This is a genomic window from Saccharopolyspora hirsuta (assembly GCF_008630535.1).
Lineage (GTDB): Bacteria > Actinomycetota > Actinomycetes > Mycobacteriales > Pseudonocardiaceae > Saccharopolyspora > Saccharopolyspora hirsuta.
This window is the reverse complement of record NZ_VWPH01000006.1, coordinates 91,969-113,686: the sequence shown is the minus strand read 5'-3', so window position 1 is coordinate 113,686 and position 21,718 is coordinate 91,969. Positions and strand designations below refer to the sequence as shown.

Sequence of the window (21,718 nt, the reverse complement as noted above, 5' to 3'; positions counted from 1 at the left end):
CCGCCGGCACCACCTAAAGCGCGGGCCCGAAGGTTCAGCCGGAGCCGAACAGCCAGCCCACGCCCTTGGCGAAGAGCACATCCACGCCGGCCACGAACGCCACCATGACGCTGACGAACACCAGCACCACGAACGTGTAGGTCACCAGCGCCTTGCGCGTCGGCCAGATGACCTTGCGCAGTTCGGCGACGACCTCGCGCAGGAAGCGTCCGATCTTCCGGAACAGCGAAACCCGACCCTGCCGACCGTCCCGCGATGGGGTCGGCCGACCCTTCGACTCAGTTGTGCGCGTCGAGCCGGAACCCGACTCGCCGGACCGGCCCTTGCGGCCGGTCGGACGGGAGGAAGCACGGCGCTCGCGCCGCGCCGCAGCGCTGGACGGACGGTTGGCGTCGTCGCGCGCCCCGCCCTGCTCCTGCTCGCGGTCCTCGCTCACGCCAATCCTCCGCTCACCGTCGCATCGACGCAGGGGTGACAGGACTTGAACCTGCAACCTGCGGTTTTGGAGACCGCTGCTCTGCCAATTGAGCTACACCCCTTTGCGGCCATGGAGCCCGACCGCAGTTCGGGACGCCCTGCACCGCCATGGAACCGGGGTTCCACGGTGCTCAGGCATCCCAGGTTCGAAAGTGTACGGCACACCGACAAGCGGTTTCCAACGGCACCCCCCGTGTCGCACCAAGAACAACTCCGCCGCAGGTGAGAAGCGTGGCGGTGGCCACTTCTGCCAGGATGCCGGCATGGCCACACCTGACGCAGACCACCAGACCGGAGCGCGGGTGTCCGCGCGGATCGGCGGCATCAGCGAGTCCGCCACGCTGGCCGTGGACACCAAGGCGAAGGCGCTCAAGGCCGCCGGGCGCCCGGTGATCGGGTTCGGCGCCGGGGAACCCGACTTCCCGACGCCCCAGCCGATCGTGGACGCCGCCGTCGCCGCCTGCACCGACCCGAAGAACCACCGGTACAGCCCGGCCGCGGGCCTGCCGGAGCTGCGCGAAGCCGTCGCCGCGAAGACCCGGCGGGACTCAGGCTACGCCGTCGAGGCAGGCCAGGTGCTGATCACCAACGGCGGCAAGCAGGCCGTCTACCAGGCGTTCCAGACCCTGCTGGACCCGGGCGACGAGGTGCTGCTGCCCGCCCCGTACTGGACCACCTACCCGGAGGCGATCACCCTGCCGGGTGGAGTTCCGGTGGTGGTCCCGGCCGACGAGTCGACCGGCTACCTGGTCTCCGTCGACCAGCTGGAGGCGGCGCGCACGCCGCGCACCAAGGTCCTGCTGTTCAACTCGCCGTCCAACCCGACCGGCGCGGTCTACCCGCCGGAGCAGGTCGAGGCGATCGGCCGCTGGGCCGTCGAGCACGGCATCTGGGTGATCACCGACGAGATCTACGAGCACCTGGTCTACGGCGACGCCCGGCACGTGTCGATGCCCGCGGTGGTGCCCGAGCTGGCGGACACCTGCGTGGTGCTCAACGGCGTCGCCAAGACCTACGCGATGACCGGCTGGCGGGTCGGCTGGATGATCGGCCCGGCGGACGTGATCAAGGCGGCGACGAACCTGCAGTCGCACCTGTCGTCCAACGTCGCGAACGTCTCGCAGCGGGCCGCGCTGGAGGCCGTCAGCGGCCCGCTGGACGCGGTGCACGAGATGCGCGCGGCGTTCGACCGGCGCCGCCGCAAGATGGTCGAGCTGCTGTCCGCGATCCCCGGCGTCAGCTGCCCCGAGCCGCAGGGCGCGTTCTACGCGTACCCGTCGGTGAAGGAGCTCCTGGGCAAGGAGATCCGCGGGGTCCGCCCGCAGACCAGCGTGGAGCTGGCGGCGCTGGCCCTGGAGCAGGCCGAGGTGGCGGTGGTCCCGGGCGAGGCCTTCGGCACCCCCGGCTACTTCCGCCTCTCCTACGCCCTCGGCGACGACGACCTGGTCACCGGCGTGACCCGCCTGGCGTCCCTGCTCTCCGAGGCGGAGTAGCCGGTGCGGGGCACCCGCGCCCGCGGGTGCCCCTGTCCCGCTACTGGGGCAGGCGGACGATGGCGCTGGCACCGCCGAGGACGCCCTGGGACGCGCTCTTGGCCGTGATGGTGACCTTGACCGTGCCGTCGTCGTTGATCGCCGAGACCTTGCCGGAGACGTCCACCCGGGCGCCGGTGCCGTCGTCGGGCACCACCACGGGGCGGGTGAAGCGGACGCTGTAGTGGACGATCGCGCCGGGGTCGCCGGTCCACTCGCTGACCACCCGACCGGCCACGGCCATGGTGAGCATGCCGTGCGCGATCACGTCCGGCAGCCCGACCTCGGTGGCGAACCGCTCGTTCCAGTGGATCGGGTTGAAGTCGCCGGAGGCGCCCGCGTACCGGACCAGGTCGGCGCGGGTGAGCGGCACGCTCAGCTCGGGCAGCTGGTCGCCGACGGCGACCTCGGACATCCGCACGTTCATCACGCCTCGCCCTCCGCCGCGCCGCGGGCCACCAGCATCGACTTCGCGGTGCACACCGGCTCGCCCTCGACGGTGCTGATCTCGGACCGGACGGTCAGGAAGTCGTTGCCCGCGCGGGTCTTGATGTCGTCCACGTGCACCACGGTGACCAGCCGGTCACCGGCCCGGATCGGCCGGTGGTGGGTGAACTCCTGCTGCCCGTGCACCACCCGGCTGTAGTCCAGCCCGAGCTGCGGGTCCTCGACGATCGCGTCGTGCGAGCCCATGGACAGGATCACCGCGAAGGTGGGCGGCGCGATCACGTCGGGGTACCCGGCGGCCCTCGCGGCCTCGGCGTCCCGGTACAGCGGCGACTCGTCCTTGATCGCGGCGGCGAACTCCCGGATCTTCTCCCGCCCGACCTCGTAAGGCGCGGTCGGCGGGTACTCACGTCCGATGAATGACTGGTCAAGCGGCACCCGCGCAGGCTACCCGACCCCCGACCAGCCCCAACCCACCTGCACGAACACCAGTGCCCCTCCCCACACCACGCGAAGCGAGCAACACAAAAGCCCGCCCCCGACAATCGGGGACGGGCTGAAAGCCTCGAGAGGAGGCGGGAGATCCGGTGCGGACCCCTCGCTAGGCGCTGGCGGAAACCGGGGGCTTCCGCGAGCACACCTCGCTCAGCGGGTTTCCTTGTGCAGCTTGTGCGTACCGCAGTTCGGGCAGAACTTCTTCATCTCCAAGCGGTCCGGGTCGTTGCGCCGGTTCTTGTTGGTGATGTAGTTGCGGTGCTTGCACTCCTCGCACGCCAGCGTGATCTTGGGTCGGACGTCGGTGGCGGCCACGGGGGTGCCTTTCTGTCTCGGTGATACTGCTGGGACGGTTCGCGGGTGATCCGCGCGAACCGGTGACTGGTAGCGGTGGCCGGACTTGAACCGGCGACACAGCGATTATGAGCCGCTTGCTCTACCGACTGAGCTACACCGCCATGCTGGGACCTTCGATGCGAGCACCGGCAGCCTCAGCCGACGCAGGATATCCCACGCAAAACAGCCACAGCACCTAGTTTACCGAGCACTGCGGCTGTCTTTCGAGCCCCAATACGGAATCGAACCGTAGACCTTCTCCTTACCATGGAGACGCTCTGCCGACTGAGCTATTGGGGCGTGTCCCTGCGGAACGTCTAGAACTTTACACACCCCGGAAGGGACCCGGAACAGGGGGGTCCACTTTTGGTGAAAACCCTGGTCAGAGCCGCTTTTTCGGCGCCAGGAGGCGTTCTGGGCGGCAAAACCGGGATCAGTGCAGGAGTGTGAGGACGGTCTCGGATCGGGAGCCGGTCCCGCGCTTGGTGCGGGCCTGCAGCCACGCCTCGAAGCGCTCCTCGGACAGCGGGCGGGAGATCAGGTAGCCCTGCGCCACGTCGCAGCCCATCTGCACCAGCTGGTCCCGGGCCGCGTCGTCCTCGACGCCCTCGGCGACCACCACGAGGTCCAGGGAGTGGCCCAGCTCGACGATCGAGCGGACCACCGCCATGTCGCCGAGGTCGGTGCCCATGCCGAGCACGAAGCTCTTGTCGATCTTCACCTCGTCCACCGGCAGCTGCCGCAGGTAGGCCAGCGACGAGTACCCGGTGCCGAAGTCGTCCACCGCCAGCACCACGCCCATCGCGTGCAGCCGCCTCAGCACCGGCAGCGAGCGCTCCGGGTCGGCCATCACGCTGGACTCGGTGAGCTCGAAGGTCAGCAGCTCGGGCGGGATGTCGTGGCGCAGCAGCGCCTCGGCCACGCGGTCCGGGAAGGTCTCGTCGGCGAGGTTGCGCACCGAGAGGTTCACCGCCACCGACATCCGCAGCCCGGCGTCCAGCCACTGCCGGATCTTGACCAGCGCGCACTCCATCACGAACGAGGTGAGCGCGTCGACCAGGCCGGTGGCCTCGACCAGCGGCACGAACTCGTCCGGGTCCAGCCGCCCGTACTCCGGGTGCGACCAGCGCACCAGCGCCTCCGCGCCGACCACCCGGCGCTCCGGCAGCGCCACCTTGGGCTGGTAGTGCACCTCGACCTGGCCGGTGTCCAGCGCCTGCCGGAACTGGGTGACCAGCTGGAACCGGCGCAGGAACACCTGCCCCATCGCGGGCGCGTAGCCGCGCACCCCGTCCTCGCCGTTGCGCGCCGCGCGCACCGCGACGTCGGCGCGCTGCAGCAGGGTGTCGATGTCGTTCTCGCACTCGCCGTCGGAGGGCGCGGACGAGGCGTACCCGGCGACGCCCGCGGCTTCCACCACGATCCGGTCCAGCGGGTACGGGCGGGCGATCGTCTCGCGCAGGTGCTGGGCCACCTCGTGGGCCTGGGCCTCGCTGCGGTCCAGCAGCAGGACCGCGAAGGAGTTGGCCTCCAGGCGGGCCAGCGGGGCCTCGCCGAGCTCCTCGCTCATCCGCTGCCCGGCGGCGACGACCATCCGGTCGCCCCAGGTGTAGCCGAGGGCTTCGCTGACCGTGGTGAGCACGTCGAGGTCGATGCGCAGCACGACCGCGGTGCGGCCGTTGCGCAGCTCCTCGGCCGCCATCTCGCGGAACCCGGTCCGGTTGAGCAGGCCGGTCAGCGGGTCGTGGTAGGCGTCGTGGCGCAGCCGCGCGAGCAGGCGGCGGTTGTCCATCGCGGTCGCCAGGTGGCTGGCGAGGGTGTGCAGCAGCCGCACGTCCGCCCGGCCGAACCCGCGCCAGCGGCTGACCCGGTCGTGCACCTCGACGGCGCCGAGCAGCTGCGTCGCGCCGCGCAGCGGGACGACCAGCGCCTCGTACGCGCCGCGCTGGCGCAACGCCCGGCGGACCTCCTCCGGGGCCTCCAGCGTCCGGAACGAGCGCACGTGGCTGCCGGGCAGCTGCAGCAGCGGATCTTCGCGCAGCGCCGACGGGGCGGCCTGCCAGGCCGCGTCCGGCAGGTCCTCACCGGCGACGAGCGTGCTCACCTCGCCGCTCGGGTCCAGCCGCAGGCGCAGGACCACCCGGGTGGCGTTCAGCTGCTCGCGGATCCGCTCGGCGACGGGCTCCCACTCGCCGACCTCCGGCTCCGCCTCCGCGGCCTCGCCGGGGCTCTGCGCGCTGCGCTGCCCGTAGCGGGCCACGCTCAGGCTCACGTCGCTGAGCGCTTCCAGGTCGCGCTGCTCGCGCATCAGGTCGGAGTAGGCCCGGTACAGGCCGATCACCGCGGCGGCGACCAGCGCCACCAGCAGCCAGCCCCACGGGGTGCTCAGCGCCACCTCGTAGCTGACCAGGCCGACCGAGGTGTTCAGCAGGCCGACGGCCAGCGTGCGCACCGCCAGCCGCGCACCGGCGGCGACCCGCATCGCGCCGCCCAGCACGTGCAGCGCGGCGAGCGCGAAGCCGCAGCTGATCAGCGACGAGGTGAGGGTGCCCACGACCGGGCCGAACCAGATCGGGGCGACGGTGGCCAGCGCCTGGTTGACCGCGTAGGCGACCGCGAACGGCACCGCGATCTCCAGGCACATGACCCCGGCGTTGTAGGCGACGTGGGTGGCCGCGCGGCGACCGACCTGCGCACCCAGCCCGGCCAGCAGGTTCGCCGTCAGCGCCACCTCGAACGGGACCGTGAGCAGCGCCAGGATCAGCGGGATCTCGGTGAAGGAGATCGTCCAGCCGACCCGCTTGACGTCCACGTCGATGGTCAGCTGCTCGGCCAGCAGGAAGCCCATGGCCAGCAGCGGGCCGAGGAACAGCAGGTCGGCCCGGTAGTGGAAGGGCATCCAGACCGAGGTCAGCACCGAGGCCAGCACCCCGGCGGCCAGGACCGCGAAGGAGAACCCGGTGAAGGCCCGCCGCCGCGCCGGGTCGACCTCGGGGCGCACCGGCGGTCGTGCGGGCTCCAGTTCGGACTGCGGACCGAGGGAGCGGTGACGCCCGATCATCCACGCTCCTCCCCGCCCGAGCTGTGCGGGCGTACCACAAAAACGCCGTGGCCGATCGTGACGCACGCCGGTACGCCTTGGCCAGGGGCGAATGGCCCCCGTCGCACCTGGCGGACGCGAACATCGGCACCGGTGCCGACAGCAGGTCTGGACATCTTCATCCGAGACCGGGAGTTGACCTGCAAATATTTCACAACGATCTGCGAGCACCACGGCTCGTTGGGCTCAGCGCCGCGACCGCGACGATCCTGTGAGGATCGCCGCAGCAACCAAATCGTCGCGCACGGTCCGCGCACGCCGATCACGCAAGGTCACCACTGCAGCCCGAACTCGTCCAGGAAGTCGCGGATCGCCCGGTCCAGGTCGGCCAGCCCGGACTCCTCGACGGGCAGGTGACCGGCGCCGGTCAGCGCGGCGAAGCGGGTGGGCCCGCCGATCCGGTCGTGGAACCGCTGGGACAGCAGCGGCGGCGTCCAGCGGTCCTCCGCCGGGTGCGCCAGCAGCACCGGCGTGCCGGTGAAGGCCTCCGGCCGGACCGCGGGCGGCGCGGCGAGGCAGCTGCGGACGAAGCCGAGCGCCAGCCAGCTGCCGCCGCCGATCGGGTCGGCCCACACCAGGTTGGCCAGCTGGGCGTGGTTGGACACCGCGGCGATGTTGGCCAGCCAGTGCGTCGGCACCCGCGCGGTCGACAGCGGGCCCGGCACCAGCCCGAGCAGGCCCGACCAGCGGGCCATCTCCGGCCGGGCGGCCAGGCGGCGGCGCGCCTCGCTGCGCTGCGGGTCGATGAGGCAGGTGGCGATCACCCCGGCCACCTCGCCACCGGCGCGCGCGGCGACGTCGTAGGCCAGCCGACCGCCGGTGCTCATGCCGAGCAGCACGATCGGGCGGTCGTCGCGGGCGCGCTCCAGCTCGACCAGGTCGAGGACGCAGTCCACCCAGTCCTGGTAGGTGGTGCCGCGCCGGGACGCGCGGGTGAGGCCGAACCCGGGCAGGTCGGGGGCGATGAACTCGAGGTCGGCCAGCGTCGGCAGCCGCCCGTACGGGGCGAGCACCCGGCCGTAGGTGCCGATGCCGTGCAGTGCGATCAGCTTGGTCGGCGCGTGCTCGCGCGCGACGCGGTCGACGTGCACCTGGACGTCCCGCCACGACCACCACTGCTCGGCTGGCGCGTTCTCCGCGGTGACCCGCAGGGCACCGGGGAAGAAATCCTGGTAGCGCAGCCAGTAGAGCTGTTCGCGGTAGCCGGGGCCGACGGCGGTGGCGGACCCTGGGGTGGATGGAGCGCTCGAAGGCACACTTCGAACATACGGAGAGAACAGGACTGTGCGCATCGACCGGGAGCAGGCCCGCGCTTGGTTCGAGCGGGCGCGCGTGGCCCGCCTGGCCAGCGCAGATGCGGTGGGACGGCCGCACCTGGTGCCGATCGTGTTCGCGGTCCGCGGGAGTGTGATCGTCACCGCAGTCAACCACAAGCCGAAGCGGACCTCCGATCTCCGGCGGCTGCGCAACGTGGCGGAGAACCCGCAGGTCGCGCTGCTCGCGGACCACTACGACGAGGACTGGGACCAGCTGTGGTGGACCCGCGCCGACGGCCGCGCCGAGGTGACCGATGCGGCCGCGCACCCGGACCTCGTCGCCGCGCTCGTCGAGAAGTACCCGCAGTACCGGCGAAAACCCCCGACCGGACGACTGATCGTGATCCGGGTGGAGCGGTGGACCGGCTGGCGGTCGGCCTGAGCGGTGCGGTCAGTCGCGGGGGTCGAGGCGGACGACGTCGGACTCGAGGTCGAGGGGGCCGCCGGACTCGCGGTCGTCCTCCTTCACCACTTCCACCCAGGCCAGGTGCTCCAGCTGGTGCTTCGCACCCGCGTTGAACAGGCCCTCGACGCCCAGCACCGCCGAGGCGGACGGGCGCGGCTCGACCTCCGGTCGCGCAGCCGCGCGCTGCTCCTGCCGCCGCTTCGCGCGGGCCGCCCGGTCAATGGCCATGCCACCAGGCTAGCCGGACGAAACGCACCGGAACCGGACCTGCCGCCAATGCGCCACGGCTCGCGTACGCTGCGAACCCGTGCCCGATCCGTACTTCGTCCAGGTCAGCACCGCGGAACTCGCGGACCTCCGGCGGGCGCTGGAAGTGGTCGACCAGCACGCCGAGCTCGACCACCGCTACCGCAGGATGCTCGCCGACTCGCAGCGGACGCTGACCGCCGAGGAGATCCGGCTCACCCAGGCCCGCGGCCTGGCCAAGCGGCTGCTGGTCCTGGTCAAGGCGGCCGGACCGGACTTCCGGAGCACCCTGCCCGCGGCGGCGCAGGCCGCGCTGGACACCGGTTCCGCGCAGGCCAACGCGCTGATCTACGACCCCGAGCGGGACTGAACCCCGGAAACCACCACCCCGGCGAAACGGGGTGGACGCGGGGATGTATTCTTTTCCCCGCAAGCCAGCGCTGCTGGTGAGCGCACGCCAGGTTGCCCGAGCGGCCAAAGGGAGCTGACTGTAAATCAGCCGGCATTGCCTTCGGAGGTTCGAATCCTCCACCTGGCACCCGCAGAACCGGCCCCGTGACCAGCAGGTCATGGGGCCGGTTTCGTTTTGGGCCGGGTCGGGCGCGAACCCGCCCGGCCCGCCGCCGCACCCGGTAGCGTGTCCGCACGACACGAGGCTGCGTCTCAACGGGAGGTAAGACACGTGGCAAACCCGTCCTTCGACGTGGTGAGCAAGGTGGACCACCAAGAGGTGGACAACGCGCTCAACCAGGCGGCCAAGGAACTCGCCAACCGGTTCGACTTCCGCGGCACCGGCACCAAGATCCAGTGGTCCGGGGAGAACGCGGTTGCGCTGGAATCCGAGACCGAGGAGCGCTGCAAGGCCGCGATCGAGGTCTTCAAGGAGAAGCTGATCAAGCGCGGCATCTCGCTGAAGGCGCTGGACATGGGCGAACCGGCCAGCTCGGGTCAGATCTACAAGGTCACCGGCAAGATCGTGCAGGGCATCTCGCAGGACGTGGCGAAGAAGATCTCCAAGAAGATCCGCGACGAGGGCCCGAAGGGCGTCCAGGCCCAGATCCAGGGCGAGCAGCTGCGCGTCTCCGGCAAGAAGAAGGACGACCTGCAGGCCGTCATCCAGCTGCTGAAGGCGTCCGACTTCGACGCGCCCCTGCAGTTCGAGAACTTCCGCTGAGCTCCGTAAGTTCCAGTGGTCCTTTTGCGTAGCGGTGCCGGTAGCGGAACCTCAGCGCCCGCCTGGACTGCGGGTGCCCTGACTTATGTATGGACCAATACACGGCGTCAGGGCCGTCCTCGCCAGGCGAACGCTGAGAACCCGCGACGGTGCCAGCTGCGAGAGTGGGCTATGCGCCTGGCGGCGCATGCGGCAGCTAACGATCGGTGCCAGTCGCCCGTCGCGGTCTCTGTTTACCGCCGAAAGCGGCTGGCGCCGCTTGCCTGACGATGGCTGATGCCGGGCTCGCCTCGCTGCCGTTGGCTCGGTGGAGGGACTGCTGGTGGCGTTGTCGCGGTCCTGTCGCTGATCGTTCGTCTGCCATCGGGACGCAGGGTTTCCGGGGGTTCTACGTGGAGGTGCTCGGGTGAAGGGGATCGTGCTGGCCGGGGGCAGCGGGACGCGGTTGCACCCGTTGACCCAGGTCGTGTCGAAGCAGCTGCTGCCGGTGTACGACAAGCCGATGGTCTACTACCCGATCTCGGTGCTGATGCTCGCCGGGATCCGGGAGGTGCTGCTCATCACCACGCCCGCCGACATGCCGCTGTTCCAGCGGTTGCTCGGCGACGGGTCGCAGTTCGGCATCGAGATCTCCTACGCCGAGCAGCCCGAGCCCAACGGGCTGGCCGAGGCGTTCGTGATCGGCGCCGACTTCGTCGGAGACGACCCGGTGGCGCTGGTGCTCGGCGACAACATCTTCTACGGGCAGGGCTTCTCCGGGATCCTGCAGCAGTGCGTGCGGGATCTCGACGGCTGCACGCTGTTCGGCTACCCGGTCCGCGACCCGGAGCGCTACGGCGTCGGCGAGGTGGACGGCGAGGGCCGCCTGGTGTCCATCGTGGAGAAGCCCGCCGAGCCGAAGTCCAACATGGCCATCACCGGCCTGTACTTCTACGACAACGACGTGGTGGACATCGCCAAGGGGCTCACCCCGTCGGCGCGCGGCGAGCTGGAGATCACCGACGTCAACCTCGCCTACCTGCGCGAGGGCCGGGCCCGGCTGACCTCGCTGGGCCGCGGCTTCGCCTGGCTGGACACCGGCACGCACGACTCCCTGGTGGAGGCCGGGCAGTTCGTGCAGGTCCTGGAGCACCGCCAGGGCGTGCGGATCGCCTGCCTGGAGGAGATCGCGCTGCGCATGGGCTACATCTCCGCGGACGACTGCTACCAGCTCGGCGCCCGCCTGGCGAAGTCGGGCTACGGCCAGTACGTCATGGAGGTCGCCCGCCGCGCGGGCGCCACGGCCTGACCCCGCCTCACCAGGCCGGGGGCAGCTGGTGGCCCGCCATGCCCTCGAGGCGGCGGATGCGGTCCGCCATCGGCGGGTGGGTGGAGAACAGCTTGGCCAGCCGCTCGCCGGGGCGGAACGGGTTGGCGATCATCAGGTGCGACTGCGAGACCAGCTGCGGTTCCGGTGCCAGCGGCGCCTGCTGGGTGCCGCGCTCCAGCTTCCGCAGGGCGGAGGCCAGCGCGAGCGGATCGCCGGTGAGGTGCGCCCCGGACTCGTCGGCCTGGTACTCGCGGGAGCGGCTGACGGCCATCTGCACCACCGCCGCCGCGATCGGCCCGAGCAGCGCGACGAGCAGCATCGCGAACGGGTTCGGGCGGTTCTCGTCCTGCCCGCCGACCACGCCGAAGAACATCCCGAAGTTGGCCAGGAAGGTCACCACGCTGGCCAGGGCCCCGGCCACGCTGGAGATCAGGATGTCCCGGTTGTACACGTGCGAGAGCTCGTGGCCGAGCACCGCGCGCAGCTCGCGCTCGTTGAGCAGTTCGAGGATCCCGGCCGTGCAGCACACCGCGGCGTTGCGCGGGTTGCGGCCGGTGGCGAAGGCGTTCGGGGCGCGGGTCGGGCTGACGTAGAGCGCGGGCATCGGCTGCTTGGCCGAGGTGGCCAGCTCCCGGACGATCCGGTACATCGCGGGCTGCTCGGCCTCCGACACCGGCCGGGCGTGCATCGCGCGCAGGGCCAGGTTGGCCGAGTTGAAGTAGGCGTACCCGTTCATGCCCAGCGCGACGACCAGGCCGATGACCAGGCCGGTGCGCCCGAACAGCGACCCGACCAGCAGCACCAGCGCGCTCATGCCGCCGAGCAGCAACGCCGTTTTCAAACCGTTGAAGTGACTGTGCACCGTGCCTGCCTCCACCAAGGGCCCAACGGGGGCCGACACCTACCGGATGGCCGTTTCGGACGATCTCTCCCCGCTCTTCTCGAAGGTCACTCAGAGAACGAGCCGGCGCGAGTCGTAGTTCCGCTGGGCGGATGTGCCGAAGGCAACGCGAGCCGCTCCGGCGTCGCGATCTAGCATGACCCGCCGGTAGTTGAAGTTGAAACTTTGTCCACCGTACCCGGCGGTCGGGCAGGAAGGATCCAGATGATCTTCGCCAAGCTGCGGCGACGTCGTGCCTCGGGCAAGAGCGGTTCACCGCGCCCCGGCGTCGCCAACCTCCTCCCGACTCCGCTGGACAGCGGCGTCATCACCTGCCAGGTGCAGGACGAGCGGGGGCAGCTGCTGCCGGGGGCGGTCGTCACGCTGACGGGTCGGCTCAACCAGCGGACCGCGCACGGCGTCACCGACAGCTACGGCAGCTTCGCCACCTCGATCGCGCCCGGCACGCACCGGCTGTCGATCAGCGCGGGCGGCTACCGCCGCTACAGCACGCAGGTGGAGGTGGGCGTCAACCGGCACCTGCAGCTGGGCACCGTCCAGCTGCAGCCGGACGAGTCGCTGGAGCCGCCGCTGCCCGGCCGGTACCGGTTCGACCCGTACCACACCGAGATCCGGTTCGTCGCCCCGCACATCGGCATGTCCAAGATCCACGGCATGTTCAAGGAGTTCGACGGCGTCGTGCAGGTCGCGGAGCGGTTCGAGGACTCGCGGATCGAGGTGGCGATCAACGCGGCGAGCATCGAGACCGGCGTCAAGATGCGCGACGACCACCTGCGCTCGGCGGACTTCTTCGACGTGGCCAACCACCCGCACATCCGGTTCACCAGCGACCGGTTCACCCACCTGCGGGCGGACCGCTGGTCGGTCAGCGGGCACCTGACGCTGCGCGGCACCACCCGCCCGGTCGAGCTGGCCACCACCTACCTGGGCCAGCGCAAGTGGCAGGGGCCGGGCTTCGACGGCGACCTGCGGGTGGCCTGCCACTCCACCACGACGCTGCGCCGCGAGGACTTCTCGGTGGACTGGAAGGCCACGCTGGCCAAGGGGATCGCGGTGGTCGGCCCGACCATCGACATCGAGATCGGTGTCCAGGGCGTCCTGGAGCAGTGAACTCGTGAGCGGCGATGGTCGCGCTTACCACCATCGCCGCTCACAACTGCCGCGAAGGGGACCACTTCGCCCGCGGTCCCCTTCGCCGCCCCGCCCCCTCGGTCAGGAGTGCAGTTCGAGCGTGCAGCACTTCGGGCCGCCGCCCGACTTGCGGAGCTCCGAGACGTCCAGCAGGACCGGCTCGTAGCCGCGGTCGGCCAGCTGCGCGGCCAGTCCGGTCGCCTCGCCGGGGAGCACCACGTGCTTGCCGTCGGAGACTCCGTTCAGGCCCAGGCAGGCCGCGTCGGTGGCGTTCGCGATCACCGCGTCCGGGAACATCCGCTCCAGCACCCGGCGGGACCCGGCCGAGAACGCCTCCGGGTAGTAGGCGATCCGCGCGTCCGCGCCGCGCTGCAGGACGAACAGCGCGGTGTCCAGGTGGTAGTAGCGCGGGTCCACCAGGCGCAGCGAGACCACCGGGACGCCCAGCACCTCCTGCGCCTCGGCGTGCGCCTCCGGGTCGGTGCGGAAGCCGCTGCCAGCCAGCAGCACCTGCCCGGTCCAGGCGAAGTCGCCCTCCGCCTCGTTGATCCGGGACGGCATGACCAGGTCGCGGTAGCCGCGGGTGATGAACCAGCGCCGGAAGTGCTCGGCCTCCGCCGCCCGCTGCGGCGCGCGGAACCGGGCGCCGAGCACCCGGCCGTCGATCACCGTCGCCGAGTTGGCCGCGAAGACCATGTCCGGCAGGCCCGGCTGGGGCTCGATGACGTCGACGGTGTGGCCGAGGCGCTCGTAGGTGCGCTTGAGCTCGTCCCACTGGGCCATCGCCCGGTCGGTGTCCACCGGGGTCCCCGGGTCCATCCACGGGTTGATCGAGTACTCGACGGTGAAGTACTTCGGCGGGCACATCAGGTAGTGCCGCGGGGTCGCCCGCGGCGTCTGGATCGTTTGGGCAGCCTGATCGGCGATGACCGTCATGAATCGAAATGTAAGCGGTGGCGGGAACCGCCATCAACAACGCTCCATTCGATTTTTGCGGCAGAATGTTGCGTATGGACGCCTTGGATCAACGAATCATTTCGCACCTGGTGGCGGACGCGCGGGCCAGCTACGCGGAGATCGGCGCGGAGGTGGGGCTGTCCGCCCCGGCGGTGAAGCGGCGGGTGGACAAGCTGCTGGACCTCGGCGTGCTGCAGGGGTTCACCGCGGTGGTGGACCCGGAGGCGCTGGGCTGGGGCACCGAGGCGTTCGTGGAGGTGCACTGCGCCGGGAACGTCCCGGCGCACCGGATCCGCACCGGTCTGGAACCGCTGCCGGAGGTGGTCGCGGCCTACACCGTCTCGGGCCAGGCGGACGCGATCGTCCACATGCGCGCGGCGAACATCCACCACCTGGAGGAGGCGATGGAGCGCCTCCGCTCGGTCGAGTTCGTGAGCCGCACGGTCTCCACGATGGTCCTGTCCCGGCTCCTGGAGCGCCAGCCCCAGCCCGAGTGAGCGGTCAGTCGCGGACCCGCTGGCCGTTCCAGGGTTCGAAACCGGCGATCTCGGCGTCCGCCGCGGAGCGGAACCAGACGTCGGCGACGATCTCCTCGTACTGGGGCGACTCCGGGGTGTGGTACTGCCGGGACGCCGAGTGGCCCTTGACCATCGGGCCGGACCACCCGCTGTCGCGACCGGGGTGCGGGCCAGCGCCCGGGGTGCGGCGCGGCAGCGGCGGCACGTCCTCGTCGTCGGCGACGGCGGGCATGACCTGCGTCGCCTCCGCGCCGACCGGCGGCACGTACGGGGTGTCGGCGCCGCTCTTCGGCTCCGACTCGAACAGCGACCGGAGCTGCCCGGACAGGCGCTCCGCGTCCTCCAGCTGGCCGGAGAAGCTGGACGCCGCCGCGGGGTTCGCCTGCACCTCGGGTTCCGCCTCGACCGGCGTCACCTCCGTGTCCGGCTCCTCGGCGACCGGCTCGTCGCGGCGGTCCGGCTTCTCGCCGGGGTCGTCGACGGCGTCCGAGCTGCCGGAGGTCTCGGGCGCGTCCCAGGTGACCGTGTCCGAACCGTTCGGCTCCGCGGCCGCCGGGACGCGCGGCTGCACCGCGGTCACCGCGACGTCGGGCGGGCCGTCCGGCGCGTGCTGCGCCTCCTCGTCCCACTTGCGGAACCAGGTGTTCTCGGTGTCCTCGTCCTCCGCCGCGCGCAGGCGCGGGTCCGCCCAGGCGCGCGGGGGCCGGTCCCAGTCGCCGATCGGCGGCTCGTCCGGGTCGTGCGGGCGCGCCGAATCCAGCAGGTCCAGCGGTTCCCGCGCGGTGTCCGGCTCCTGGTAGTCGTCCCGGTCGTACTCGTAGTCCGGGTACTCGGCCGACAGCTCGGCCAGGCGCCGCTGCAGCGGGCGGACGAACAACAGCCAGGTGATCAGGGCGCCGAGCGCGAACGCTGCGAGGCTCCACAGCCACACCTGGGTGAACAGCCAGGTGATCACGAGAGATGTCCTTCCTCACGGGCTCCGGCGGCGCAGCCGGTCGGTCCCGGAATGCCTACCACGCAGCGCCACCGCGCCGAGGCGGTGTGATCTGCTCGTGATCACCTGGAACACGACTCAGCGAGTCCGCGCCACCACGTAGTCGACCAGCACCGAGAGCGCTTCGCGGGCCGGGGTGTCCGGCAGCGACGCGAGCTCCTTGCGGGCGTCGTTGGCGTACTCGTCCAACGTGGCCCGGGTGCGTTCGAGGCCGTTCGACGCGCGCAGCAGGTCCAGCGCCTCGTGCACCTCGGCGTCCTCGGTGAGCGCTCGGGACAGCAGGTCGCGCAGCCGCGGGTCGGTGTCCGGGTCCGCCAGCGCGTACAGCATGGGCAGCGTGCGCACGCCCTCGCGGAGGTCGGTGCCCGGCGTCTTGCCGGACTCCTCGGGCGGCGAGGCGATGTCGATGATGTCGTCGGAGATCTGGAACCCGATGCCGATCAACCGGCCGATCCGCTCCAGCGACTCGACGGTCGCCTCGTCCGCGCCGGAGAACCAGGCGCCGAACCGGCCCGCGGTGGCGATCAGCGAACCGGTCTTCTCGAAGATCACCTGCAGGTAGAACTCGACGGCGTCCTCGTCCGGACCGACCCCGACGGTCTCCCGCATCTGCCCGGTGACCAGCAGCTCGAAGGTGCGCGCCATCTCGCGGACCGCCTCCGCGCCGAGGTCGGCGATCAGCGCCGACGCCTGCGCGAACAGGAAGTCCCCGGTCAGGATGGCGATCGAGTTGTCCCAGCGGGCGTTGGCGCTGGTCGCGCCGCGCCGCATGGTCGCCTCGTCCATCACGTCGTCGTGGTAGAGGGTGGCCAGGTGGATCATCTCCACCACCGCGGCGGAGGTGATCACCTCGTCCGCCTGCGGGTTCCCGAACTGCGCGGCCAGCAGGGTGAACAGCGGCCGGAACCGCTTGCCCCCCGCGTCGACCAGGTGCAGCGAGGTGCGGGTGGCGAAGTCGAAGTCGCTCTGCACCGAGTCGTGCAGCAACCGCTCCACCCGACCGATGCCCTGCTGCACCGAGTCGGCCAACGCCGCGTCGGCGATGTCGATCCCGATCCCACTGCCCTTGATCAGCTCGCTGATCGGGTCTCCCGCTGGCCTGCTCACGTCACCGTCGCCTTCGCTCCCCCAACGATCGCCCTACCGGCGTGCACTCTACGACACGAAGCCGCCGACGTTCGCCCAGTCCAGCGCCAAGGTCGGCAGCACGCCCAGCAACAGCGTGACGACCACACCGAGCGTGATCGCGGCTGTCGTGAACGCACCCGGCACGCTGACGGTCGGCCCGTCCGCGGCGGGTTCGCTGAAGTACATCAGCACGATGACACGAAGGTAGAAGAACGCGGCAACCGCGCTGGCCAGCAGGGCCACCACCACCAGCGGGGCCATCCCGTCGGCCAGCGCCGCCTCGAACACGACGAACTTCCCGACGAAACCGCTCGTCATCGGGATGCCGGCGAGGGCGAACAGCAGGAAGGTGAACACCCCGGCGACCAGCGGCGAGCGCTTCGCCAGCCCGGCCCAGTCGGAGAGGTGAGTTGCCTCACCATCGGCGCGGCGGACGAGGCTGATCACACCGAACACGGCGATCGTGGTGAACCCGTAGGCCAGCAGGTAGAACAGCGTGCCGGACAGGCCGCGCTCGGTGAGCGCGATCGAGCCGATCAGCATGAACCCGGCGTGCGCCACCGAGGAGTAGGCGATCATCCGCTTGACGTCGCGCTGGGTGAGGCCGAGCACCACGCCGATGACCATCGAGGCGATCGCGATGGCCCACAGCACGCCCTTCCACTCCCAGCTCGACGCCTGGAACGCGACCTGCAGCACGCGCAGGATCGCGCCGAAGGCGGCGACCTTGGTGCAGGCGGCCATGAACCCGGTCACCGCGGTCGGGGCGCCCTGGTACACGTCCGGGGTCCAGGTGTGGAACGGGCCGACCGAGGCCTTGAACAGCAGGCCCACCAGCAGCAGGCCGAGCCCGGCGAACAGCAGCGTGTCGGAGCGGTCCGAACCGGCGGTGGCGTCGGCGATGGCCTGCAGCTTCACCGAGCCCGCGTAGCCGTAGAGCAGCGCCAGGCCGTACAGGAAGAACGCGGAGGCGAAGGCACCGAGCAGGAAGTACTTCACCGCCGCTTCCTGCGAGAGCAGGCGGCGCCGCTTGGCCAGGCCGCACATCAGGTACAGCGGGAGGCTCAGCACCTCCAGCGCGATGAACATGGTCAGCAGGTCGTTCGCCGCGATGAACACCATCATCCCGCCGAGGGAGAACAGGGCGAGCGGGAAGACCTCGGTGCGCATGCCGGACACCGCGGCGGCGGCGCGGCTCATGGTGCCCGGGCCCTCGGCGGGCCGGGACTCGGCGACGAACGAGCCGCCCGGTTCCACCGAGCGGTCCGCGATCAGCAGGATCGCCGCCAGGCCGAGCGCGAGCAGGGTGCCCCACAGGAACAGGGTCGGCGGGTCGATCGCCAGGGTGTCCGACAGCGTGGTCACCCCGGTGCCCGCCGAGCGGGCGTAGACCGCCAGCGCCACCCCGGCGACCACGACCGTCACCAGGCTCAGCCCGACCTGCACCGGCCAGCGCTGGTGCCGCGGCAGGAACGCCTCGACCAGGACCGCCAGGCAGGCCGCGCCGAGGACGATCAGGATCGGGGCGATCGCCGCGTAGTCGATCGGCGGGATTTCGACGGATTGCGCTTGCGCCAGCGCACCCAGGTCCCTCGTCAAGACACCCACTGTCAGTTACCTCCCTGCGAGGTCACGGGGTCGGTGACGCCGACCTCGCTCATGGTTGCCGCGACCGACGGGTTGATCACGTCCAGCACCGGCTTCGGGTAGAAGCCCAACGCGAGCACCAGCACGATCAGCGGGGTCAGCACGGCGATCTCGCGGGCGCCGAGGTCGGCGACCCGCAGCCGGTGCGCGCCCGGCTTGCCCGGGTCGGTCACCGCGCCCGGCCCGCCCGCGGTGCCCAGCAGCGCGTCGCCGCGCACCGGGCCCTGCATCGTCCGCTGGTAGAGCCACAGCACGTAGACCGCGGCCAGCACCATGCCGATGGTGGCCAGCACGGTGTACACCGGCCGGGTCTCGAAAGACCCGATGAGCACGAGGAATTCGCTGATGAACGAGTTCGTGCCGGGCAGCGACAGGGTGCTCAGCCCGGCGATCAGCAGGGTGCCCGCCAGCAGCGGCGTCACCTTCGCCATGCCGCCGTAGTCGGCGATGCGGGTGGAGCCGCCGCGGGTGATCACCATGCCGATCACCAGGATCAGCATGCCGGTCGCGATGCTGTGGTTGACCATGTACGACACCGCGCCGACGTGCGACTGCGAGGTGAACGCGAAGATGCCCAGCGCGATGAACCCGAAGTGCGCGATCGAGACGTAGGCGATGAACCGCTTGAAGTCGGTCTGCCCGAACGCCTGGAACGAGCCGTAGAGCACGCCGATCACCGCGAGCACCAGCACCAGCGGGGCCAGCAGCTGCGAGGCGTCCGGCGTCAGCGGCAGGCTGTAGCGCAGGAAGCCGAAGGTGCCGACCTTGTCCAGCACGCCGACCACGATCACCGCGACCCCGATCGGCGCCTGCTGCGCGGCGTCCGGCAGCCAGGTGTGGAACGGGATCAGCGGGGCCTTGATGGCGAACGCGGCGAAGAAGCCGAGGAACAGCCACACCTGCACGCTCGTCGGCGCGTCCCGCAGCACCGGGACCAGCGCCGCCCAGTCGAAGGTGCCGCGGCCGGTGACGTCGGCGGCGTAGACGTACGCGCCGATCGCCGCGGCCAGCATGATCAGGCCGCCGAGGAAGGAGTACAGGAAGAACTTCACCGCGGCGTAGGTGCGCTTCTCGCCGCCGTAGCCGCCGATGAGGAAGTACATCGGGATCAGCATGATCTCGAACAGCACGTAGAACAGGAACAGGTCGGTCGCGGCGAACACCGCCACCGTCAGCGCCTGCTCCAGCAGCAGCAGTGAGAAGAACCCGCCGTGCGTGCGCCCCTCCGGCAGCCGCTCGCCCCAGCTGTAGCCGAGCACCAGCGGGGTGAGCAGCGCGATCACCGCGATCATCACCAGCGCGATGCCGTCCACGCCGAGCGAGAGGTTGATGTCGAACGCCGGGATCCACGCCACCGAGCTGGTGAGCTGCATGCGCGGTCCGGCCGGGTCGTAGGCGGCCCACGCGGCCAGCGCGAGCACGACCTCCACCAGGGAGAACCCGAGCGCGGTCCACTTCGCCACCGGCGCGTTGCCGCGCAGCAGCGCCACCACCACCGACCCGGCGATCGGCAGCAGGATCAGTGCGACGAGCAGGGTCATCGGATCTCCTCCCGGAGCTCGCTCAGCCGACCGAGTCCACAGTGGTCACGAGTCGTCATGTCGGGATCCCCACGGCCATCAGGGCGGCGATCACCACGATGCCGCCGAAGAGCATGGACAGGGCGTAGGACCGGACGAAACCGGTCTGCCAGCGGCGCAGCCGCCCGGAGGTGAAGCCCAGGACCCCGGCGACGCCGTTGACCGCGCCGTCCACGCCCTTCTCGTCCACGGTGACCAGTCCGCGCGCCAGGCCGAACGCGGGCTTGACGGCGATGGCGTCGTTCAGCGCGTTGCCGCCCAGGTCGGCGCGGGCCGCGCGCACGATCGGCGACACCCGCGCCGGGCGCTCCACCGGCACCGGCTTGCGCCCCACCACCAGCCAGGCGATCAGCGCGCCGAGCGCGGAGATCACCACGGTCAGCACCGGGATCATCGCGTGCGGGATGGCGCTGTGCCCGGACTCCTGGAGCTCGCCCAGCGACGGCGACAGGAAGCCGACCAGCCGGTCGCCACCGGCGAAGAACATGCCCGCCGCCACCGAGCCGACGGCCAGCACGATCATCGGCGCGGTCATCACGGTCGGCGACTCGTGCGGGTGGAACTCCTTGCCGTTGCTGGCCGTCAGGTTCTGCCAGCGCTTCTCGCCGAAGAACGTCATCAGCACCAGGCGGGTCATGTAGAACGCGGTGATGCCCGCGCCCAGCAGCGCCGCGCCGCCGAACACCCAGCCGCGCCAGCCCTCCTGGCCGAACGCCGCCTCGATGATGGCGTCCTTGGAGTAGAAGCCGGACAGGAACGGGAAGCCGATCAGCGCCAGGTAGCCGAGCCCGAAGGTGGCGAAGGTGATCGGCATGTACCGGTGGAGGCCGCCGAACTTGCGCATGTCGACCTCGTCGTTCATGCCGTGCATCACCGAACCGGCGCCGAGGAACAGCCCGGCCTTGAAGAAGCCGTGGGTGAGCAGGTGCATGATGCCCAGCGCGTACCCGGCCGGGCCGAGCCCGACGGCCAGCATCATGTAGCCGATCTGGCTGACCGTGGAGTACGCCAGGACCTTCTTGATGTCGTCGTAGGCGCAGCCGATGACGCACCCGACCAGCAGCGTCACCGCACCGACGATGGTCACCGCCAGCTGCCCGCCCGGCGAGAGCGAGAACAGCGGGTTGGCGCGGGCGATCAGGTACACGCCCGCGGTGACCATGGTCGCGGCGTGGATGAGCGCGGAGACCGGCGTCGGGCCCTCCATCGCGTCCGGCAACCACGCCTGCAGCGGCACCTGGCCGGACTTGCCGCAGGCGCCCAGCAACAGCAGCAGCGTGATGGCCAGCAGCACGCCCGGCGAGAGCTCCCCGGCCCGGGCGAAGACCTCGGTGTACTGCGTGGTGCCGAGGTTGGCGAACAGCAGGAAGATGGCCAGTGCCAGGCCGACGTCGCCGACCCGGTTCATCACGAACGCCTTGGTCGCCGCCGCGGCCGCCGACGGGCGGCCCTGCCAGAAGCCGATCAGCAGGTAGGAGGCGAGGCCGACGCCCTCCCAGCCCAGGTACAGGGTCACGAAGCTGTTGCCCAGCACCAGGACCAGCATCGCGGCCACGAACAGGTTCAGGTAGGCGAAGAACCGGCGCCGCTCGGTGTTGTCCCGGCCGGTGCGGCCCTCCTGGTCGTGCGACATGTAGCCGATCGAGTAGATGTGGATCAGCGATCCGACACCGGTGATCAGCAGCAGGAACACCATGGACAGCGGGTCCAGCCGCAGCCCGAAGTCGACCTGCAGGGCGTTGACCGGGATCCAGGAGAACAGGTGCAGCTCCCGCACCTGGCCGCTCTCCGGAATCCCGGCGATGGAGCTGAACAGCAGCACCCCGTACGCGAAGGACGCGATCACCGTGGCGCAGCCGAGGATGTGCCCCCAGCCGTTGGCGCGGCGTCCGGCGACGAGCAGGACCAGCGCGCCCAGCGCTGGGAACGCGACCAGCAGCCAGGCGTTCTGCTGGATGCCACCGGCAGCCGCCGTCACTTCGGGGCTGGTCCCGGCGAGGAAGGCCCCGTGATTCATCGCCGCG

Annotated in this window: 21 protein-coding genes and 4 tRNA genes; 8 read left to right on the top strand and 17 right to left on the bottom strand. The window is 70.8% G+C overall.

All coding sequences use genetic code 11. The annotated features are described in order from the left end of the window. Window positions 1–34: 34 nt before the first annotated feature. Together secE and F1721_RS13865 are read right to left on the bottom strand one after the other, a co-directional pair. On the bottom strand, window positions 35–436 hold the full coding sequence (secE, locus tag F1721_RS13870; RefSeq protein WP_150067077.1) for a preprotein translocase subunit SecE: 402 nt from the start codon (window positions 434–436) through the stop codon (window positions 35–37). Between the two features lie 30 nt (window positions 437–466). Further along, window positions 467–539 (bottom strand) — tRNA-Trp (locus F1721_RS13865). 201 nt (window positions 540–740) lie between these two features. Here F1721_RS13865 and F1721_RS13860 point away from each other — a divergent pair. Beyond that, entirely contained in the window at window positions 741–1,970 is a 1,230-nt protein-coding gene (locus F1721_RS13860) for a pyridoxal phosphate-dependent aminotransferase (RefSeq protein ID WP_150067076.1), read from the top strand. A 40-nt stretch (window positions 1,971–2,010) separates the two neighbouring features. On the opposite strand, the gene F1721_RS13855 is transcribed toward F1721_RS13860, so the two are convergent. The 7 genes from F1721_RS13855 to F1721_RS13825 form a co-directional block, all read right to left on the bottom strand. Then, a complete protein-coding gene (locus tag F1721_RS13855; protein WP_150067412.1) occupies window positions 2,011–2,436 on the bottom strand; it encodes a MaoC family dehydratase in 426 nt (141 codons plus the stop codon). Next, window positions 2,436–2,894, bottom strand: coding sequence for a MaoC family dehydratase N-terminal domain-containing protein (locus F1721_RS13850; RefSeq protein ID WP_150067075.1), 459 nt, complete (start codon window positions 2,892–2,894; stop codon window positions 2,436–2,438). Before F1721_RS13850 ends, F1721_RS13855 begins: the two co-directional genes overlap by 1 nt. A 207-nt stretch (window positions 2,895–3,101) precedes the next feature. Then, window positions 3,102–3,266, bottom strand: coding sequence for a 50S ribosomal protein L33 (gene rpmG / locus F1721_RS13845; RefSeq protein WP_010315521.1), 165 nt, complete (start codon window positions 3,264–3,266; stop codon window positions 3,102–3,104). A gap of 67 nt (window positions 3,267–3,333) precedes the next feature. After that, window positions 3,334–3,409, bottom strand: a tRNA-Met gene (locus tag F1721_RS13840). Window positions 3,410–3,514: 105 nt separating this feature from the next. Then, a tRNA-Thr gene (locus tag F1721_RS13835) sits at window positions 3,515–3,587 on the bottom strand. A 133-nt stretch (window positions 3,588–3,720) separates the two neighbouring features. Continuing rightward, entirely contained in the window at window positions 3,721–6,348 is a 2,628-nt protein-coding gene (locus F1721_RS13830; RefSeq protein ID WP_150067074.1) for a putative bifunctional diguanylate cyclase/phosphodiesterase, read from the bottom strand. 311 nt (window positions 6,349–6,659) lie between these two features. Beyond that, on the bottom strand, window positions 6,660–7,643 hold the full coding sequence (locus F1721_RS13825; protein WP_246154846.1) for an alpha/beta fold hydrolase: 984 nt from the start codon (window positions 7,641–7,643) through the stop codon (window positions 6,660–6,662). 28 nt (window positions 7,644–7,671) lie between these two features. On the opposite strand from F1721_RS13825, the gene F1721_RS13820 reads away from it, so the two are divergent. Next, a complete protein-coding gene (locus F1721_RS13820) occupies window positions 7,672–8,085 on the top strand; it encodes a TIGR03668 family PPOX class F420-dependent oxidoreductase (protein ID WP_150067072.1) in 414 nt (137 codons plus the stop codon). Between the two features lie 9 nt (window positions 8,086–8,094). Here F1721_RS13820 and F1721_RS13815 read toward each other — a convergent pair whose 3' ends face one another. Continuing rightward, a complete protein-coding gene (locus tag F1721_RS13815; RefSeq protein ID WP_150067071.1) occupies window positions 8,095–8,337 on the bottom strand; it encodes a hypothetical protein in 243 nt (80 codons plus the stop codon). A 79-nt stretch (window positions 8,338–8,416) separates the two neighbouring features. Here F1721_RS13815 and F1721_RS13810 point away from each other — a divergent pair, with 79 nt between their 5' ends. The 4 genes from F1721_RS13810 (at window position 8,417) to rfbA (ending at window position 10,817) form a co-directional block, all read left to right on the top strand. Beyond that, complete coding sequence (locus tag F1721_RS13810; protein WP_150067070.1) at window positions 8,417–8,725, top strand: hypothetical protein; 309 nt, start codon at window positions 8,417–8,419, stop codon at window positions 8,723–8,725. Between the two features lie 86 nt (window positions 8,726–8,811). Then, window positions 8,812–8,893, top strand: a tRNA-Tyr gene (locus F1721_RS13805). A 144-nt stretch (window positions 8,894–9,037) separates the two neighbouring features. Then, a complete protein-coding gene (locus tag F1721_RS13800; RefSeq protein WP_150067069.1) occupies window positions 9,038–9,529 on the top strand; it encodes a YajQ family cyclic di-GMP-binding protein in 492 nt (163 codons plus the stop codon). A gap of 406 nt (window positions 9,530–9,935) precedes the next feature. Next, window positions 9,936–10,817 (top strand): glucose-1-phosphate thymidylyltransferase RfbA, encoded by an 882-nt coding sequence (rfbA, locus tag F1721_RS13795; RefSeq protein ID WP_150067068.1) that lies wholly within the window; start codon window positions 9,936–9,938, stop codon window positions 10,815–10,817. Window positions 10,818–10,824: 7 nt separating this feature from the next. On the opposite strand, the gene htpX is transcribed toward rfbA, so the two are convergent. Then, window positions 10,825–11,700, bottom strand: coding sequence for a zinc metalloprotease HtpX (gene htpX / locus F1721_RS13790; protein WP_150067067.1), 876 nt, complete (start codon window positions 11,698–11,700; stop codon window positions 10,825–10,827). A 243-nt stretch (window positions 11,701–11,943) separates the two neighbouring features. On the opposite strand from htpX, the gene F1721_RS13785 reads away from it, so the two are divergent. After that, window positions 11,944–12,849 carry a YceI family protein gene (locus tag F1721_RS13785; RefSeq protein ID WP_150067066.1) on the top strand — a complete coding sequence of 302 codons (906 nt, stop codon included), beginning with the start codon at window positions 11,944–11,946 and terminating at the stop codon, window positions 12,847–12,849. 102 nt (window positions 12,850–12,951) lie between these two features. Here the strand turns inward: F1721_RS13785 and ddaH are convergent, their stop codons facing one another. Beyond that, window positions 12,952–13,806: a dimethylargininase gene (gene ddaH / locus F1721_RS13780; protein WP_150067065.1), complete on the bottom strand. Its 855-nt coding sequence runs from the start codon at window positions 13,804–13,806 to the stop codon at window positions 12,952–12,954. A gap of 74 nt (window positions 13,807–13,880) precedes the next feature. On the opposite strand from ddaH, the gene F1721_RS13775 reads away from it, so the two are divergent. Then, window positions 13,881–14,324 carry an Lrp/AsnC family transcriptional regulator gene (locus tag F1721_RS13775; protein WP_195141733.1) on the top strand — a complete coding sequence of 148 codons (444 nt, stop codon included), beginning with the start codon at window positions 13,881–13,883 and terminating at the stop codon, window positions 14,322–14,324. A gap of 4 nt (window positions 14,325–14,328) precedes the next feature. Here the strand turns inward: F1721_RS13775 and F1721_RS13770 are convergent, their stop codons facing one another. From F1721_RS13770 to nuoL, 5 genes are all read right to left on the bottom strand, one after another. Then, entirely contained in the window at window positions 14,329–15,300 is a 972-nt protein-coding gene (locus F1721_RS13770) for a LapA family protein (protein WP_246154843.1), read from the bottom strand. A 117-nt stretch (window positions 15,301–15,417) separates the two neighbouring features. Next, complete coding sequence (locus F1721_RS13765) at window positions 15,418–16,446, bottom strand: polyprenyl synthetase family protein (protein ID WP_150067063.1); 1,029 nt, start codon at window positions 16,444–16,446, stop codon at window positions 15,418–15,420. Between the two features lie 48 nt (window positions 16,447–16,494). Next, the gene (nuoN, locus tag F1721_RS13760; protein WP_387510897.1) at window positions 16,495–18,045 is read right to left on the bottom strand and encodes an NADH-quinone oxidoreductase subunit NuoN; all 1,551 of its coding nucleotides are present in this window, start codon (window positions 18,043–18,045) and stop codon (window positions 16,495–16,497) included. Between the two features lie 32 nt (window positions 18,046–18,077). Continuing rightward, window positions 18,078–19,655 (bottom strand): NADH-quinone oxidoreductase subunit M, encoded by a 1,578-nt coding sequence (locus tag F1721_RS13755; protein WP_150067062.1) that lies wholly within the window; start codon window positions 19,653–19,655, stop codon window positions 18,078–18,080. 55 nt (window positions 19,656–19,710) lie between these two features. Further along, window positions 19,711–21,711 carry an NADH-quinone oxidoreductase subunit L gene (nuoL, locus tag F1721_RS13750; RefSeq protein ID WP_387510725.1) on the bottom strand — a complete coding sequence of 667 codons (2,001 nt, stop codon included), beginning with the start codon at window positions 21,709–21,711 and terminating at the stop codon, window positions 19,711–19,713. Window positions 21,712–21,718 lie beyond the last annotated feature (7 nt).